We start from the raw sequence: 15,318 nt of genomic DNA on the forward strand, positions 1-15,318 counted from the left end.
CTGGACGAGGTCTTCGGCCGCGGCGGGTCCATCAAGTCCGCCTGGTACGGCGACACCCTCCCCACCCGCGACTTCCCGATGCTGGTGGACCAGTACCGGCTGGGCCGGCTGGACCTGGACGGGTTCGTCACCGAGCGCATCGGCCTGGGCGACGTCGAAGAGGCCTTCGCGAAGATGAAGGCCGGCACCGTGCTGCGCTCCGTCGTGGAGATCGCCCCGGCTCCGGATGCGGCGGCAGATGTCGCCGCGCAGTCGGAGACGGAGACCGGCGTGGCCGCATCGTCCGGAGCGGCCCGATGAGCGCGCGGCAGGCCGCTGCGCCGCGCACGGACGCCTCGGGCCGGGTCCGGGTGGAGCACCTGGTGACCTCGGGGACGTTCTCCCTCGACGGGGGCACCTGGGAGGTGGAGAACAACGTGTGGATCGTGGGCGACGACGAGCAGTGCGTGGTCATCGACCCGGCCCACGCCCCGCAGAAGGTCGTGGACGCCGTCGGCGGCCGGGCGGTAGCGGCCATCCTGCTCACCCACGGCCACGACGACCACATCCGCGCCGTCGTGGAGGTCGCCGAGGAGCTGCGGGCACCGGTGTACCTGCACCCGGACGACACGATGCTCTGGGAACAGGTCCACCCGACCCGCCGCTTCGACCGCATCATCCGCGACGGGGACGTCTACACCGTGGGCGGGGTGCGTCTCACCGTGCTGCACACCCCGGGCCACTCGCCCGGTTCGGTGTGCTTCTCCGCGCCGGACCTCGGCGAGGGCGGGGTGCTGTTCTCCGGGGACACCCTCTTCCAGGGCGGTCCCGGGGCCACCGGCCGCTCGTACTCGGACTTCCCCACGATCGTGGACTCCATCCGTGAGCGGCTGCTCACCCTGCCGGAGTCCACGGAGGTCCTCACCGGCCACGGGGACACCACCACGATCGGGGCGGAGGCACCGCACCTGCAGGAGTGGATCGACCGCGGCCACTGAGGTCGAGGAGGCCGCTCCGGGTGACGTCCCGGAACACGACGACCGATCCCCGCGGAGGCGAGCGCCTCCGCGGGGATCGGTCGTCGTTCACCCGGGCCGGCGGTCGACGAACGCGCCGTCCTTCGGCGCGGTGATGTGACGGCCCGAAGCGGGACACGTGCTTCACGCAGGAGATATTGATGGCCCTCGAACGGATCGGGCCGGAGACTGTGAGGACGGTGCCCCACAGCGGAGCACCGGCCGCGGCGCGACCTCCGGTCCGCTCAGCGGCAGGCCGCACGAAGGGGACCCGCTCATGGATGTGCACGACCTCGTCTCGAACACCCTCACCCGCATCGCGGACAGCCTGGAGGACCAGCCGGACGTGGTGTGGGATCAGCCGTCCCTGTGCACGGGCTGGCGCGTGCGCGAGGTCGTCGCGCACGTCACGATGCCCGCCCGCATGGACGAGGACCAGTTCGCCCAGCAGGTGGCGGCCATGGGCGGCGACTTCCAGCGGCTCTCCGACCACGTGTCGCAGCGCGACGGATCCTTGCCCGTCGGCGAGCACCTGGCGAACCTGCGCTCGGCCCGGCTGGCCGCGTGGGAACCGCCCGGTGGCGGGGCCATGGGCGCGCTCCACCACGCGGTCGTGCACGGCCTGGACATCACCAACGCGGTCGGGCTGGACCGTGCCTGCTCCGACGAGGCGGCGCTCGTGGTCCTGGACGGCCTGACCGACGGTGGCACCGCGCAGTTCTTCGGTACCGACCTCACCGGGAAGCGTCTGGTGGCCGACGACCTCGACTGGTCGTGGGGCGAGGGCAGGACCGTCACCGCGCCGGCAGGCGAACTCATCTCGCTGATCTGTCACCGCGAGCTGCCGGACGGACGCAGCCTCCGCTAGTGCGCGTGCCACTGGACAGCCGGTCCTGGGGCGGGCCGGGACGGCGTGCCCCGTGCCCACGCCCCAGCCGTCGGACTCCCGGCCGGCCTGCTCGGGGCCGCCCGCCCCGAGCAGGCTGGCCGGCGGCTCAGCGCAGGACGACCGTCCGGTTGCCGTGCAGGATGACCCGGCCCTCGCAGTGCCACTTCACCGCGTTGGACAGGGCCTTGCACTCGGTGTCCCGCCCGGCGGCCACGAGGTCCTCCGGGCCGTAGGTGTGGTCCACGTCCACGAGCTGCTGGGCGATGATCGGGCCCTCGTCCAGCTCGGCATTGACGTAGTGCGCCGTGGCGCCCACGGTCTTCACCCCACGGTCGTAGGCCTGGTGGTACGGCTTGGCGCCCTTGAAGCTGGGCAGGAACGAGTGGTGGATGTTGATCACCCGTCCCTCCATCCGGGTGGCCAGCGAGTCGCTGAGCACCTGCATGTAGCGGGCCAGGACCACGAGGTCCACCTCGAACCGGTCCACGAGCTCCAGCAGGCGGGCCTCGGCTTGGGGCTTCGTGTCCTGGGTGACGGGCACGTGGTAGAAGGGGATGCCGTGCCACTCGACCAGGCGCTGGTGGTCCCGGTGGTTGGAGACCACCGCGACGATGTCCACGGGCAGGTCCCCGGTCCGGGCGCGGAAGAGCAGGTCGTTGAGGCAGTGGCCGAACTTGGAGACCATCACCAGCACCCGCCGCTTCGCCCCGTGCTCGCTGAGCTCCCAGCGCATGTCGAACCGCTCGGCCACCGGGGCCAGGTCCGTCCGGAGGGTCTCGGGGTCGAGGCGGTCACCCGTGGACGAGGCGACGTGCACTCGCATGAAGAAGTGGCCGAGTCGCCGGTCGTCGAACTGGGTGAGCTCGACGATGTTGCAGCCGTGCTCCAGCAGCACACCGCTGACGGCGTGCACGATCCCCGGCTTCTCGGGACAGTCGAGGGTCAGCACCAGCTCCGTCGTGGGCGGTGCGGCGGATGCGGTCTGCGGCTGCAGGAGCTGCTCAGCATTCGATGACGTTGACGGCCAGTCCACCACGGGAGGTCTCCTTGTACTTGATCTTCATGTCGTTGCCGGTCTCGCGCATGGTCTTGATGACCTGGTCGAGCGAGACCGTGTGCTCGCCGTCGCCGTGCAGGGCCAGGCGTGCGGCGTTGACCGCCTTGGTGGCCCCGATGGCGTTGCGCTCGATGCACGGGATCTGCACGAGCCCGCCCACCGGGTCGCAGGTCAGCCCGAGGTTGTGCTCCATGCCGATCTCGGCGGCGTTCTCCACCTGCTCCGGGGTGCCGCCGAGCACCGCGCACAGGCCGGCGGCGGCCATGGAGCAGGCCGATCCCACCTCGCCCTGGCAGCCCATCTCCGCACCGGAGATGGAGGCGTTCTCCTTGATGAGGATGCCGACGGCGGCCGCCGTCAGCAGGAACTCCACCACGCCGTCCTCGTCCGCCCCGGCGAGGAACCGGGTGTAGTAGTGCAGCACGGCGGGGATGATGCCCGCCGCCCCGTTGGTCGGGGCGGTCACGATCCGCCCGCCGGAGGCGTTCTCCTCGTTGACCGCCAGGGCGTAGAGGTTGATCCACTCCATGGCGTGCAGCGGGTCGGAGACCGGCTGGCCTTCGGCGGTCGCGGCGGCCTCGGCCTCCCGGAGCCGGGCCCGCAGAGCCGGGGCCCGGCGGCGGACCTTCAGTCCGCCGGGCAGCCGGGCCTCGGTGCGGGTGCAGCCGTTCTCCACGCACTGCTGCATGATGGACCAGATGTGCAGCAGCGATGCCCGGGTGTTTTCTTCGGGCCGCCAGGAGGCCTCGTTGGCGGCCATGATCCCGGCGATGGACGTCCCCTCCCGCCGGCAGTGCTCCAGGAGCTGGCCCCCGGTGGTGAACGGGTACGGCACCGCGGTGTCGTCGGCCACGACCCGGTCCGCGCCGGTGGCCGCCCCGTCGACCACGAACCCGCCGCCCACCGAGTAGAAGGTCCGCTCCCGCACCGGTTCCCCGTCGGCCCCGTAGGCGTGGAAGGTCATGCCGTTGGGGTGGGCGGGCAGGGACTTGCGGCGGTGCATGACCACATCGCTGGAACGGTCGAAGGCGACCGGGTGGGTCCCGGCCAGGCACAGCTGCCCCCGCTCCGTGCTGGCCTGCACCTGGGCGTCGGCGGTGTCGGTGTCCACGGTCTCCGGGTCCTCGCCCTGCAGGCCCAGGATCACGGCCTTGTCCGACCCGTGGCCGTGTCCGGTGGCCCCGAGGGAGCCGTAGAGCTCGGAACGGACTCTCACCACGGAACCCAGCAGGGCATCTGCGCGCAGCCCTTCGGCGAACAGTCTCGCCGCGCGCATCGGGCCCACCGTGTGGGAGGAGGAGGGCCCGATGCCCACGGAGAACAGGTCCAGGACGGACAGGGCCATCAGGGCACCTCGGGAGAGGCGAACTCCGTCATCGCGTCCAACAGCCACCGGGCGGTGTACTCGGCGAACGAAGCCCGGGGCATGATCCGCCAGGTCAGCTCCGCGGTCCGCCACAGCAGCACCTGCACCGGGCCCAGGGTCGTGGCCACGGCGGTGCCGACCGCGAAGGCCCGCGGGTGCAGGTCCAGGTGGCAGCTCTTCTCGAGCACGGCGCGGGCCGAGGGCCCGGACAGCTCGAGCGTGGTGCGGTTGGCGGACAGGTCCACGGCCTGACCGGGCTCGGTGCCGAGGGCCCGGGCCAGTCCGGCGGCGGTGCCGGCGTCGTCGGTGCCCGCTCTCCGGAGGTCGGTCCCCGCGGGGCCGACCTCCGCGGGCCCTACGCCCTCGGGGCCGACGAGCAGGAACTCGTCGGGCCCGAGCCACAGGATCGCCGTGCCGTCCGGGGCGCCGGTGACCTGACCGTGGCCGCCCGGCAGGGGCAGCCCCGCCGTCGCGGTCACGGCCTCGGCCGCCGGGGTGCCGGGGACCGCGCGCAGGCCCACCATGGTCAGGAACGGGATCTCGCGCAGGGCCACGCCCCGCTCGCCCGTCACCCTCTGCTCGTGCATCTGCTGCGCGAGGTGGGCGAGGGGGCTGCGGCGCAGGGTGGTGGTGTCGGTCAGGAGCTGCTCAGCCATCTCGGCGGTTCCCTTCGGGGTCGTAGAGCACGGGTTCTGCGATGACGACGTCCACGAGCTGCCCGTCGAGCGGGGCCTGGAGCGTCTCACCGATGCGGTTGCGGCCGTTCTCCACCAGGGCGAGCCCGAAGGTCCGCTCCAGGGCGGCGCTGCGGTAGCTGGAGGTGACGTGCCCGACCATCGGGACCGGCCCCTGCTCCGGGGTGATGGGGGTGCCGTGGTCGACCAGCTGGGCGCCCTCGGGAAGCCGGAACGTCCGGTCCACCGGCAGGACCGCGACGAGCTGCTTGCGGTCGGGGCTGGTGGCGGACGGGCGGTCGTAGGAGCGCTTGCCGATGAACTCCTTGGTCTTGGACACCACCCAGTCCATCCCCAGGTCCTGCGGGGTGACGGTGCCGTCGGTGTCCTGGCCCACGATGGGGTAGGCCTTCTCCGCGCGCAGCACGTGCATGGTCTCGGTGCCGTAGGGGGTGATGCCGAACTCGGCGCCGGCCTCCGCGACGGACTCCCAGACCGCCAGGCCGTACCAGGAGGAGACGTTGATCTCGAAGGCCAGCTCCCCGGAGAACGAGATCCGGCAGACCCGCGCGGGGATCCCGGAGGCCAGGACGGTCTCGCGGAAGGCCATGAACGGGAACGCCTCGTTGGACACGTCCAGGTCCGGGGCGAGCTTCGCGATGACGGCCCGGGACTTCGGGCCGACGACGGCCACGGTGGTGTACTGCTCGGTGACCGAGGTGAACACCACGTCGAGCTCCGGCCACTCGGTCTGGGACCACTCCTCGAGCCACTCCAGGACCTTGGCCGCCCCACCGGAGGTGGTGGTCATGAAGTACCGGTCCTCGTCCAGGCGCAGGGTCACGCCGTCGTCGAAGACCATGCCGTCGGGGGTGCACATGACGCCGTAGCGGCCCATGCCGGGCTTGAGCTTCTTGAAGGCGTTGGTGTAGACGCGGTTGAGGAACTCCCCGGCGTCCTTGCCCCGGATCTCGATCTTGCCCAGGGTGGTGGCGTCCATGAAGCCGACGCTCGTCCGCACGGCGGCGCACTCGCGCAGCACCGCTGCGTCCATGTCCTCCTCGTCCTGGGGGTAGTACCAGGGCCGCTTCCACTGCCCGACGTCCTCGAACAGGGCCCCGTGGGCCACGTGCCAGGGGTGGATCGAGGTCAGCCGCGCCGGGTCGAACAGCTCGCCGCGCCGTCGTCCGGCCAGGGCCGTGAAGGCCACCGGGGTGTAGGGGGCGCGGTACGTGGTGGTGCCGATGCCCCCGACGTCGGTGCTCTTCAGGGCCGCGGCGATGACGCCGATGGCGTTGACCCCGGAGGTCTTGCCCTGGTCGTTGGCGGTGGAGATGGAGGTGTAGCGCTTGACGTGCTCGACGCTGCGCATGCCGGCGCCGGTCGAGCGCAGCACGTCGGCGACCGTCTGGTCGCGCTGGAGGTCCACGAAGTGGTGGGCCCAGTCGGCGGACCCGCCCCCGGGCCCGGGCACCAGCCACAGCTGCCGGACCGGTGAGGACTCCACGCTCTCCGCGTGCGGGGTCTCGGGCTGGGTCTCGAAGCCGGCCCGGCGGACGGCCTCGGCGCCGGCGAGGGCGCCCTCGGTGAGGCACCACGCGAGGTCGGTGGTGCCGTTGACCGAGCCCGCGGTGTGCTGGTCCCGCACGGGGGCGGCCGGCACGAACGCCGCGAGGCGCTCGTCCCAGGTCAGCTTCCCCTGCCGCTGGCTGTGCAGGTGGACCACCGGGGTCCACCCGCCCGAGACGGCGAGCAGATCCGTGTCCACGGTCGTGGTGGGACCGGCCGACGTGCCGGACCCGTCGAGCTCGGCGACCGTGACGGCGCTGATGCGCCCGTGCTCGCCGTCGCCGGCGGTGTCCACCACGGCGCTGCCGGGGAACAGGCGCACGCCGGTGCTCCCGGCGATCTCGGCGGCCCGGCCGTGGAGCTCCGGGCGGGAGTCGACCACGGCCGCGACGCGCACCCCGGCGGCGACGAGGTCGGCCACCAGGTCGTAGGCGGAGTCGTTCGTGGTGGCCACGACCACCGACGTGCCGGCGGCCACCGCGTAGCGGTTGAGGTAGGTGCGCACCGCGCCGGCGAGCATGACGCCGGGGCGGTCGTTGTTGGCGAACACCACCGGCCGCTCGTGGGCGCCGGTGGCCAGCACGACCTGCTGCGCCCGCACGTGCCAGATCCGCTCCCGGGACACCCCGGCCCCGGGGGCCTCGGCGAGGTGGCCAGTGCGCCGCTGGACGGCGACGACGTAGTTGCTGTCGTAGTTGCCGAACGCGGTGGTGCGGTGCAGGACCGTGACCTCCGGGGCCGCTTCGAGGGCGGCGAGGGTCTCGGCCACCCAGGTGCGGGCGGGCAGGCCGTCGACGACGTCGTCGCGGCCCGACAGCAGGGAGCCGCCGGCCTGAGGCTGCTCGTCCATGAGGATCACGCGGGCCCCGGTGCGGGCGGCCTCCCGGGCGGCGGCCAGGCCCGCGGGCCCGGCGCCGACGACGAGGACATCGGTGTGCACGTGCTTGTGGTCGTAGACGGCCTCGTCCTTGCGGGGGTCGAGCTGTCCGAGCCCGCGCAGGTAGCTCGCCCGCAGCCCGTCGGTCAGCTCCACCGTGGTGGCCGGGAGCATGGACTCGTCGACGTCGGCCCCGGTGCGCGCGGCGACCTTGACCAGGGCGTTGGGCTCCTCCACGCCGGCGGACACGATCCCGCGCGGACGGCCCAGGTACGTCGAGTCGCCGCAGTGGATGCGCCCCGCGGCGAGCAGGGCCGAGGCCAGGGTGTCACCGGCGTACCCGGTGTGCTCCTGCCCGTCGACGGTGAAGCGCACCGGCTTCGTGCGGTCGATGCTGCCGGCGGCACTCTGCTGCGCCGACAGGCGGTGGGTCTGAGCGCTCACTTGACGCCTCCGATCTCGGGCTTGGGCTCGCCCATCCTGTAGACGGCCTTGATCTCATAGGTCACGGTGTCGCGGACGACGTTGAACCAGCGGCGGCAGCCGACGGCGTGGGCCCACCGCTCGGCGATCAGGCCCTTGGGGTTGTTGCGGTAGAAGAGGTACTCCGCCCACTCCTTGTCGGAGAGCTGGCTGGGGTCCTCGGGGTAGGGCACGTGGGCCTCCCCGCCGTACTGGTACTCGGTCTCGTCGCGGAGCCCGCAGTTGGGGCACTCGATCAGCAGCATGGTGGTCCGGCCTCCTAGTGGGCCACGGCGGCGGCGCCGTGCTCGTCGATGAGGACCCCGGTCTCGAACCGCTCCAGGGCGAAGGGCTCGTTGAGGGGGTGGGGCTCGTCGTTGGCGATGGTGTGGGCGAAGGAGTAGCCGGCTCCGGGAGTTCCCTTGAACCCGCCGGTTCCCCAGCCGCAGTTGACGTACATCTGGTCCACGGGCGTCTTGGAGACGATCGGCGAGGCGTCCAGGGTGACGTCGACGATGCCGCCCCAGGTGCGCAGCACGTGGGCGCGGGCGAAGATCGGGAAGAGCTCCACCGCGGCCGCCATCTGGTCCTCGATGACGTGGAAGGCGCCCCGCTGGCCGTAGCCGTTGTAGGCGTCCACGCCGGCGCCCATGACGAGCTCGCCCTTGTGAGCCTGGGAGACGTAGACGTGCACGTGGTTGGACATCACCACGGTCGGGTGCACGGGCTCGTGCAGCTCCGAGACCAGAGCCTGCAGCGGGTGGGACTGGATCGGCAGCCGGAACCCGGCGAGCTCCGCCAGGACCGAGGAGTGACCGGCTCCGCAGAGCCCGACCTTGCCGGTGTTGATCCTGCCCCGGTTGGTCTCCACGGCCACCACCCGGTCGCCGTCCTTGACGAAGCCGGTGACCTCGCAGTTCTGGATGATGTCCACGCCCATCTCGTCGCACTTGCGGGCAAAGGCCCACGCCACGTGGTCGTGCTTGGCGATGCCCGCGCGCGGTTGGTAGGTCGCCCCCATCACGGGGTAGCGGATGTCGTCACCGATGTTGATGATCGGGCACAGCTCCTTGACCTGCTCCGGGCTGATCCACTCCGCGTCGATGCCGTTGAGCTTGTTCGCGTTGACCCGGCGCACGGACTCGCGGACGTCGCCCAGGGTGTGCGCCAGGTTCATCACTCCACGCTGGGAGAAGAGGAAGTCGTACTCCAGCTCCTCCGGCAGGATCTCCCAGAGCTTCAGGGAGTGCTCGTACATCGCCGCGGACTCGTCCCACAGGTAGTTGGAGCGGATGATCGTGGTGTTCCGCGCCATGTTCCCGCCGGCCAGCCAGCCCCGCTCCAGCACGGCGATGTTGGTCATGCCGTGGTTCTTGGCCAGGTAGTAGGCGGTCGCGAGCCCGTGCCCGCCGCCGCCGACGATCACGGCGTCGTAGGAGGGCTTCGGGTCCGGGTTGTGCCAGAGGAAGTCCGGGTGCTCCGGCAGCAGATCGGCCATCAGAGGGCTCCGTTCAGGACGGGAGTGGACAGGTTCGGGTAGAGCGGGAACCGCTCGGCCAGGGCGGCCACCCGGTCGCGCAGCTGCTCGGCGAGCTCGTCGGTCAGCTCCTGGATCAGCGCCTGGGCGATGATGTCGGCGACCTCGGCGAACTCCTCGGCCCCGAAGCCGCGGGTGGCCAGGGCCGGGGTGCCGATGCGCAGCCCGGAGGAGACCATCGGCGGGCGCGGGTCGAAGGGAACGGCGTTGCGGTTGACCGTGATCCCGATGCGGTGCAGACGGTCCTCGCCCTGCTGTCCGTCGAGCTCGGAGTTCCGCAGGTCCACCAGCACCAGGTGCACGTCGGTGCCGCCGCTGACCAGGTTGATCCCGGTGGCCATGACGTCCGGGGACAGCAGCCGGGTGGCCAGGATCTTGGCGCCCTCCAGGGTGCGCGCCTGACGGTCGGCGAACTCCTCGGTCGCGGCGTACTTGAAGGCCACGGCCTTGGCTGCGATCACGTGCTCGAGGGGGCCGCCCTGCTGGCCCGGGAAGACCGCGGAGTTGATCTTCTTCGCCAGTTCCTGCTTGGACAGGATCACGCCGCCGCGCGGACCGCCGAGGGTCTTGTGGGTGGTCGTGGTCACCACGTCGGCGTGCGGGACGGGGTTGGGGTGCAGCCCGGCGGCAACGAGCCCGGCGAAGTGGGCCATGTCCACCATCAGGTAGGCACCGACCTGGTCGGCGATGCGGCGGAAGGCGGCGAAGTCCAGCTGCCTGGTGTAGGCCGACCACCCGGCGACGATGAGCTTGGGCCGGTGCTCGAGCGCGAGGCGCTCGACCTCGGCCATGTCGATGCGGTGGTCCTGCTCGGAGACGCCGTAGGCGGCGACCTTGTAGAGCTTGCCGGAGAAGTTCAGCTTCATCCCGTGGGTGAGGTGCCCGCCGTGGGCGAGGTTCAGGCCCAGGATGGTGTCCCCCGGGTCCAGCAGCGCCGACATGGCGGCGGCGTTGGCCTGGGCGCCCGAGTGGGGCTGGACGTTGGCGGCCTCGGCGCCGAACAGTGCCTTGAGGCGGTCGATCGCCAGCTGCTCGACGACGTCGACGTGCTCGCAGCCGCCGTAGTAGCGCCGGCCGGGGTAGCCCTCGGCGTACTTGTTGGTCAGCACGGAGCCCTGCGCCTCCATCACCGACACGGGGGCGAAGTTCTCCGAGGCGATCATTTCCAGCGTGGACTGCTGGCGGACCAGCTCCTGGTCGATGGCCGCCGCGATCTCCGGGTCGGCTTCGGCCAGGTGAGTGTTCAGATCGGGCATCCCTGAGCTCCTAAACGGATCGCATTCCAATGCTGATACGAGTTTGATATATCAGCTGTGGTTCAAAGGTATGCTAGGGGTCACAGGGTGTCAATGGATGACGGAGCCCCGTCGACAACCGCAGCGCAGGCCGCGATCCACCGGCCTCGATCCAGGAGGGAAGTCATGAGCGCCATCATCACCGAGTACGGTCCAGAGGCCCCCGTGTCGCTGGCAGATCAGGCCTACGGGCGGTTGCGCGACCGCTTGACCATGCTCGAGATCCGTCCGGGCGCCATGATCCACGACGCGCTCCTCGCCTCCGAGATGGGCATCGGCAGGACTCCGATCCGGGAGGCGCTGAAGCGGCTGGAGACGGACCACCTGGTGGTCTCCTATCCCCGGAGGGGGACGTTCGCCACGCAGGTGGACATCACGGCCCTGTCCGACGTCTCCGAGCTCCGCCGGCACCTCGAGCCGCTCGCCGCGCACAAGGCCGCCCTGTCGGCTCCTCCGGCCGTGCGGCAGCAGATGCAGGATCTGGCCCGCACCCTCGGGGAGCTCGCCTGCGGCGAGTCGACGAACCGTACGTTCATGCGCGCTGACCTCGACGTGCACCGTCTGATCTACCGGGCCGCGGGCAACGACCACCTCGAGGAGACGCTGGTGCGGCTGGACAACCTCGCCACCCGCATCTGGTGCCTCGTGCTCGACCGGGTGCCCGGGGTCTCCGGGCACGTGCACGAGCACGTGCAGCTGCTGGAGGCGATCGCCGCCGGGCGCGCCGACGAGGCCGCCGGTCTTGCCCTCGACCACGTCACCAGCTTCGAGCGGACCATGCGGGTCGTGCTGTGAACCCGTCCGGCCGCGGGTGGCTCCTCCGCCGCGGCGACGGCTCCGAGGACCCGACGGGACACCGGGCGCACGAACCAGGCCGCATCCGGTGGGAAGTGACGCTACGGTAGGGGAAAGGCCCTTCCAGGAGGAGTCCGCTCGCGGTGGCTCCCCGACGCCGACGGAAAGTGCACACCACGCCATGTCCACCACGCCCCTCCACGCCCAGGGCGAGCCGCTCTCCCTGGCCGATCAGGCGTTCCTGCAGCTGCAGGACCGGCTGATCTTCCTGGACATCCCCCCGGGAGCCCCTCTCAACGAGGGTCGCCTCTCGCAGGAGCTGCAGCTCGGGCGGACACCGCTGCGCGAGGCGCTCAAACGGCTCGAGTCCGAACACCTGGTGGTCACGTACTCCCGTCGCGGGACGTTTGCCACCACCGTGGACATCACCGCGCTGTCGGAGATCTCGCAGGTCCGTGAGGTGCTGGAGCCCCTCGCCGCCCGGCTGGCGGCCGAACGGCGCGGCGGGGACTCCCGGCCCCAGCTGGAGGAGCTGCGCGATCTGCTGGCGAGTCCGGGCAACGAGCGGCTGCCCAAGGACGAGGCGCTGCGCTGGGACGTGCGCATCCACCGGGCGATCTACGCGGCGGCCGGCAACTCCCACCTGCAGGTCACGCTGGAGCGCTACAGCAACCTGGCCACCCGCATCTGGTGCGTGGTGGCGGACCGCATTCCCGAGCTGCAGGAGCACATCACCGTCCACAGCGCCCTGCTGAGCGCTGTCCTGGCGGGCGACGCCGAGGAGGCCGGCACGATCATGCTCCACCACGTCCAGGACTTCGAGACGCAGATCCGTCAGGTGCTCTGACTTCCACGGGCACCGCTGGGCGTTGCCGGCGGACGTCAGAGCACCGGTCCGGCGGTCAGAGCGCGGCGCCCGTCGCGGGCGTCCGGGTGGCGGACGGCGCGTCGCTGAGTCGCAGCGCCGCCTGTGTCGTGTGCAGCACGAGAAGAGCGGTCGTCACCGTGCCCACACCGCCGGGGACGGGCGTGAGAGCCGCCGCCACCTCGGTGGTCGAGACGGGCTCCACGTCGCCGACCAGGTCGCCGTTGTCGAGGACGTTGGTGCCGACGTCGATGACCACCGCACCGGAGCGCACGTGCTCCCCGGTGAGCAGACCCGGCCGCCCCACCGCCGCGACGACGATCTCCGCCTCGGAGGTGTAGCGCTCGAGTGGCCGGGAGCGGGAGTGGCAGACGGTGACGGTGGCGTCACGCTGCAGCAGCAGCTGCAGCAGCGGTTTGCCGACGACCGCTGAGCGACCCACCACCGAGACGTGCCGGCCGGCGAGGGGCACCTCGTAGTGCTCCAGGATCTCGACCACCGCGCGGGCCGTCGCGGGGGCGAAGGCATCCTGTCCCACGGTCAGGCGTCCCAGGCTCAGGGGGTTGGCCCCGTCGACGTCCTTGGCGGCGCTGATGCGGGACACCAGCCCGTCCCCGTCCACGCCCGGTGGCAGGGGCGTCTGCAGGATGATCCCGTGGACGTCCTCGTCCGCGCTGAGCAGTGCGAGCGTCGAGGCGAGCTCGTCCTCGCCGGCGTCTGCCCCGAGGTCGACGACCGTGCAGTGCACTCCCGCCTTGTCGGCGGCCCGCGCGATGGAGCGGACGTACCACAGGGTCGCCTCGTTGTCGGTGGCCACCACGACCGCCAGCCCGGGGACCACCCCGCGGTGGCGCAGCGTGGTGACGTTGTCCTCGGTCTCGGCCCGCAGCCGCTGTGCGACGGGGGCACCGGTCAGCCGGCGCGCGGTCATGCCATCACCTTCTCGCGCACGCGGTCGGTCACGGACTGGGCGGACAGGACGGCATCGTGGCCGTCCTGGAGTCCGTCCGTGAACTCCGCCCGGGTCTTCTCGTCCGTGATCGCGCTGATGTTCATGTCCAGCGTGATCAGGGCCGTGGCGATGGCGGCCCGGGCAGCCTCGGAAGCGGCGGCCACGTCGCTGATCACATTGGGGTTGCTGAACTCGGCCAGCTCCCGGCCCAGGTCGATCACCTCCGTGGCCAGGCCGATCAGCGCCCGCGGAGGTGCGGCCGCCGCGATCGTGGCCTGCTGGATGGCCTCGGAACGAGCGGCTCGGTCCTCCTCCGAGGCCGAGGGCAGGCGGTACGCGGCGATCACGGCCGCGAAGGCCTTCTCGTCGTCGTCGGCCAGCTGCAGCGCCTCCGGGATGATGCCGTCGGCGCGGGCGGCGATCCGGAGGGACCGCTCTTCGTGCTGGGCGTACCGCGCACCGGTGGTGTAGCGCGCCACCATGGCGATCAGGGCAGCCCCCTGGGCAGCGTGCAACGCCGCGGCCGCCCCGCCCCCGGGCGTGGGCTCCCGGGAGGCCAGGCGCTCCAGGTAGTCGTTGAGGGTCTCCGAACCGATCATGGTCTGTTTCCTTCGGTGGGTGCTGCTGGACAGCGACGGATGCCGGTGGATCCGGCCGGTGCAGGGGAGGCTGCGGCCCCGACCCCGGTGGCGAAGCAGGATCGGGGCCGCAGGTCTGGTGAAACGGTGCCGCGGGCTGGAAGGACTCGGCCGTGCGGTCGCGCCGTCCCGGTCGTGAGGCGGTCACCATCCCCGGGAAGCCCGTGCTCGAGCACACGGGACGACCGCCGGGGCGGTGCGGCTCAGCGGAAGACGACGGTGCTGGTGCCCTCCAGGAGCACGCGGTGCTCGCAGTGCCAGCGGACCGCACGGGAGAGGGCCAGCGCCTCGGCGTCCTGTCCCACGGTGGAGAGGGCCCGCGGGTCGTAGGTGTGGTCCACCCGGATGACCTCCTGCTCGATGATCGGTCCCTCGTCCAGGTCGGCCGTGACGTAGTGAGCGGTGGCGCCGACCAGCTTCACGCCCCGCTCGTAGGCCTGGTGGTAGGGACGGGCTCCCTTGAAGCCCGGCAGGAAGGAGTGGTGGATGTTGATGGCCCGCCCCGCCAGCGCGCGGCACAGGTCGTCCGAGAGGATCTGCATGTAGCGAGCCAGCACCACGAGGTCGATGTCGTGCTCCTCGACCAGCTCCAGCAGACGCTGCTCCGCCGCCTCCTTGGTGGCCGGGGAGACGGGGACGTGGAGGAAGGGCAGGCCCGCCGCCTCGGCCATGGGGCGGAGATCCTCGTGGTTGGAGACCACCAGGGCGATCTCGCCCCCGAGGCCGCCGGCCCGCCACCGGAAGATCAGGTCGTTGAGGCAGTGACCTCCCTTGGACACCATGACCAACAGCCGCGGCGGCGTCTGGTCGTGGATGCGGTAGCGCATGTCGAACCGGTCGGCGATGGCGGCGAAGTTCGTCTCCATCGTCTCGAGGCGCAGTTCGTCCGGGCCGGTGAACGCGGTGCGCAGATGGACGACGCCGTGCACGGGGTCGTCGAACTGCTGGTGCTCCTTGATGTTGGCCCCGTGGGCGAGGAGGAACTCCGTGACGGCGTGGACGATCCCCACCTGGTCCTGGCAGCTGATCGTCAGCACGAACTGAGGGAGTGTCCTCCCGTCGGGCGCCGCCGTGGGGGCCGCGCTCGGCTGCACGGAGGAGGAAAGGGTGTCTACGGCGGTCATGGATGGCTCCTGCCTGGGATGTTCGACTGCTGGGTGTGACTGACGTGCCGGCGGGACCTCCGGCCGGCACGTCACCGCGCCGAGGGGCCCGTCACGGTGCCGTGCCGACCGGAGGCGGCCGGGCCGCGTCTACTCGCGGGGCGGGGCCTAGCTGCCGGGCGCGGGGACGACGTCGCCGATCTTGTCGGTGATCCAGTCGTGGAAGGCGCCGATGTGGTGTTCG

The 15,318-nt window shown here is 71.5% G+C and carries 14 protein-coding genes and 1 pseudogene; 5 read left to right on the forward strand and 10 right to left on the reverse strand.

Annotated features, from left to right (window positions below; translation table 11 throughout):
- The 3 genes and pseudogenes from ACYVM4_RS17540 to ACYVM4_RS17550 form a co-directional block, all read left to right on the forward strand.
- Nucleotides 1-300: pseudogene (locus ACYVM4_RS17540) on the forward strand (S-(hydroxymethyl)mycothiol dehydrogenase); the annotation flags it as partial.
- Entirely contained in the window at nt 297-977 is a 681-nt protein-coding gene (locus ACYVM4_RS17545) for an MBL fold metallo-hydrolase (protein ID WP_368823462.1), read from the forward strand. The pseudogene ACYVM4_RS17540 and the gene ACYVM4_RS17545, both read left to right, overlap by 4 nt.
- Nucleotides 978-1,272: 295 nt before the next feature.
- Complete coding sequence (locus ACYVM4_RS17550) at nt 1,273-1,863, forward strand: maleylpyruvate isomerase family mycothiol-dependent enzyme (RefSeq protein WP_460669362.1); 591 nt, start codon at nt 1,273-1,275, stop codon at nt 1,861-1,863.
- A gap of 127 nt (nt 1,864-1,990) precedes the next feature.
- On the opposite strand, the gene purU (ACYVM4_RS17555) is transcribed toward ACYVM4_RS17550, so the two are convergent.
- From purU (ACYVM4_RS17555) to ACYVM4_RS17585, 7 genes are read right to left on the reverse strand one after another with little or no spacing between them, the layout of a single operon-like run.
- Nucleotides 1,991-2,878 carry a formyltetrahydrofolate deformylase gene (gene purU / locus ACYVM4_RS17555; protein ID WP_460669366.1) on the reverse strand — a complete coding sequence of 296 codons (888 nt, stop codon included), beginning with the start codon at nt 2,876-2,878 and terminating at the stop codon, nt 1,991-1,993.
- Between the two features lie 7 nt (nt 2,879-2,885).
- Nucleotides 2,886-4,286: an L-serine ammonia-lyase gene (locus tag ACYVM4_RS17560; RefSeq protein ID WP_368823460.1), complete on the reverse strand. Its 1,401-nt coding sequence runs from the start codon at nt 4,284-4,286 to the stop codon at nt 2,886-2,888.
- Nucleotides 4,286-4,963 carry a sarcosine oxidase subunit gamma gene (locus ACYVM4_RS17565; RefSeq protein ID WP_368823459.1) on the reverse strand — a complete coding sequence of 226 codons (678 nt, stop codon included), beginning with the start codon at nt 4,961-4,963 and terminating at the stop codon, nt 4,286-4,288. The genes ACYVM4_RS17560 and ACYVM4_RS17565 overlap by 1 nt, the downstream gene beginning before the upstream one ends.
- Nucleotides 4,956-7,871: a sarcosine oxidase subunit alpha family protein gene (locus tag ACYVM4_RS17570; protein WP_460669363.1), complete on the reverse strand. Its 2,916-nt coding sequence runs from the start codon at nt 7,869-7,871 to the stop codon at nt 4,956-4,958. The genes ACYVM4_RS17565 and ACYVM4_RS17570 overlap by 8 nt, the downstream gene beginning before the upstream one ends.
- A complete protein-coding gene (locus ACYVM4_RS17575) occupies nt 7,868-8,155 on the reverse strand; it encodes a sarcosine oxidase subunit delta (protein ID WP_133409846.1) in 288 nt (95 codons plus the stop codon). The genes ACYVM4_RS17570 and ACYVM4_RS17575 overlap by 4 nt, the downstream gene beginning before the upstream one ends.
- A gap of 14 nt (nt 8,156-8,169) precedes the next feature.
- Entirely contained in the window at nt 8,170-9,387 is a 1,218-nt protein-coding gene (locus ACYVM4_RS17580; protein WP_368823456.1) for a sarcosine oxidase subunit beta family protein, read from the reverse strand.
- The gene (locus ACYVM4_RS17585) at nt 9,387-10,682 is read right to left on the reverse strand and encodes a serine hydroxymethyltransferase (RefSeq protein WP_368823455.1); all 1,296 of its coding nucleotides are present in this window, start codon (nt 10,680-10,682) and stop codon (nt 9,387-9,389) included. The genes ACYVM4_RS17580 and ACYVM4_RS17585 overlap by 1 nt, the downstream gene beginning before the upstream one ends.
- A gap of 165 nt (nt 10,683-10,847) precedes the next feature.
- Between ACYVM4_RS17585 and ACYVM4_RS17590 the strand changes: the two genes are divergently transcribed.
- Nucleotides 10,848-11,516: a GntR family transcriptional regulator gene (locus ACYVM4_RS17590; RefSeq protein ID WP_460669364.1), complete on the forward strand. Its 669-nt coding sequence runs from the start codon at nt 10,848-10,850 to the stop codon at nt 11,514-11,516.
- Nucleotides 11,517-11,697: 181 nt separating this feature from the next.
- Nucleotides 11,698-12,363: a GntR family transcriptional regulator gene (locus ACYVM4_RS17595; RefSeq protein WP_368823452.1), complete on the forward strand. Its 666-nt coding sequence runs from the start codon at nt 11,698-11,700 to the stop codon at nt 12,361-12,363.
- Between the two features lie 55 nt (nt 12,364-12,418).
- On the opposite strand, the gene ACYVM4_RS17600 is transcribed toward ACYVM4_RS17595, so the two are convergent.
- The 3 genes from ACYVM4_RS17600 to purU (ACYVM4_RS17610) all read right to left on the reverse strand — a co-directional run bounded on the left by ACYVM4_RS17600 (nt 12,419) and on the right by purU (ACYVM4_RS17610) (nt 15,095).
- Entirely contained in the window at nt 12,419-13,312 is an 894-nt protein-coding gene (locus ACYVM4_RS17600; RefSeq protein WP_460669365.1) for a bifunctional 5,10-methylenetetrahydrofolate dehydrogenase/5,10-methenyltetrahydrofolate cyclohydrolase, read from the reverse strand.
- Entirely contained in the window at nt 13,309-13,932 is a 624-nt protein-coding gene (locus tag ACYVM4_RS17605) for a cyclodeaminase/cyclohydrolase family protein (RefSeq protein WP_368823450.1), read from the reverse strand. Before ACYVM4_RS17605 ends, ACYVM4_RS17600 begins: the two co-directional genes overlap by 4 nt.
- A 242-nt stretch (nt 13,933-14,174) precedes the next feature.
- Nucleotides 14,175-15,095 (reverse strand): formyltetrahydrofolate deformylase, encoded by a 921-nt coding sequence (gene purU, locus ACYVM4_RS17610; RefSeq protein ID WP_368823449.1) that lies wholly within the window; start codon nt 15,093-15,095, stop codon nt 14,175-14,177.
- Nucleotides 15,096-15,318 lie beyond the last annotated feature (223 nt).

The sequence above is a fragment of the Kocuria himachalensis genome (genome assembly GCF_054784195.1).

Bases quoted from the DNA above. Each gene is read 5' to 3' on its own strand.
- ACYVM4_RS17545 (WP_368823462.1), top strand. From the start codon at position 297: ATGAGCGCGCGGCAGGCCGCTGCGCCGCGCACGGACGCCTCGGGCCGG.
- ACYVM4_RS17550 (WP_460669362.1), top strand. From the start codon at position 1,273: ATGGATGTGCACGACCTCGTCTCGAACACCCTCACCCGCATCGCGGAC.
- ACYVM4_RS17560 (WP_368823460.1), bottom strand. From the start codon at position 4,286: ATGGCCCTGTCCGTCCTGGACCTGTTCTCCGTGGGCATCGGGCCCTCC.
- ACYVM4_RS17565 (WP_368823459.1), bottom strand. From the start codon at position 4,963: ATGGCTGAGCAGCTCCTGACCGACACCACCACCCTGCGCCGCAGCCCC.
- ACYVM4_RS17575 (WP_133409846.1), bottom strand. From the start codon at position 8,155: ATGCTGCTGATCGAGTGCCCCAACTGCGGGCTCCGCGACGAGACCGAG.
- ACYVM4_RS17580 (WP_368823456.1), bottom strand. From the start codon at position 9,387: ATGGCCGATCTGCTGCCGGAGCACCCGGACTTCCTCTGGCACAACCCG.
- ACYVM4_RS17585 (WP_368823455.1), bottom strand. From the start codon at position 10,682: ATGCCCGATCTGAACACTCACCTGGCCGAAGCCGACCCGGAGATCGCG.
- ACYVM4_RS17590 (WP_460669364.1), top strand. From the start codon at position 10,848: ATGAGCGCCATCATCACCGAGTACGGTCCAGAGGCCCCCGTGTCGCTG.
- ACYVM4_RS17595 (WP_368823452.1), top strand. From the start codon at position 11,698: ATGTCCACCACGCCCCTCCACGCCCAGGGCGAGCCGCTCTCCCTGGCC.
- ACYVM4_RS17600 (WP_460669365.1), bottom strand. From the start codon at position 13,312: ATGACCGCGCGCCGGCTGACCGGTGCCCCCGTCGCACAGCGGCTGCGG.
- ACYVM4_RS17605 (WP_368823450.1), bottom strand. From the start codon at position 13,932: ATGATCGGTTCGGAGACCCTCAACGACTACCTGGAGCGCCTGGCCTCC.
- purU (WP_368823449.1), bottom strand. From the start codon at position 15,095: ATGACCGCCGTAGACACCCTTTCCTCCTCCGTGCAGCCGAGCGCGGCC.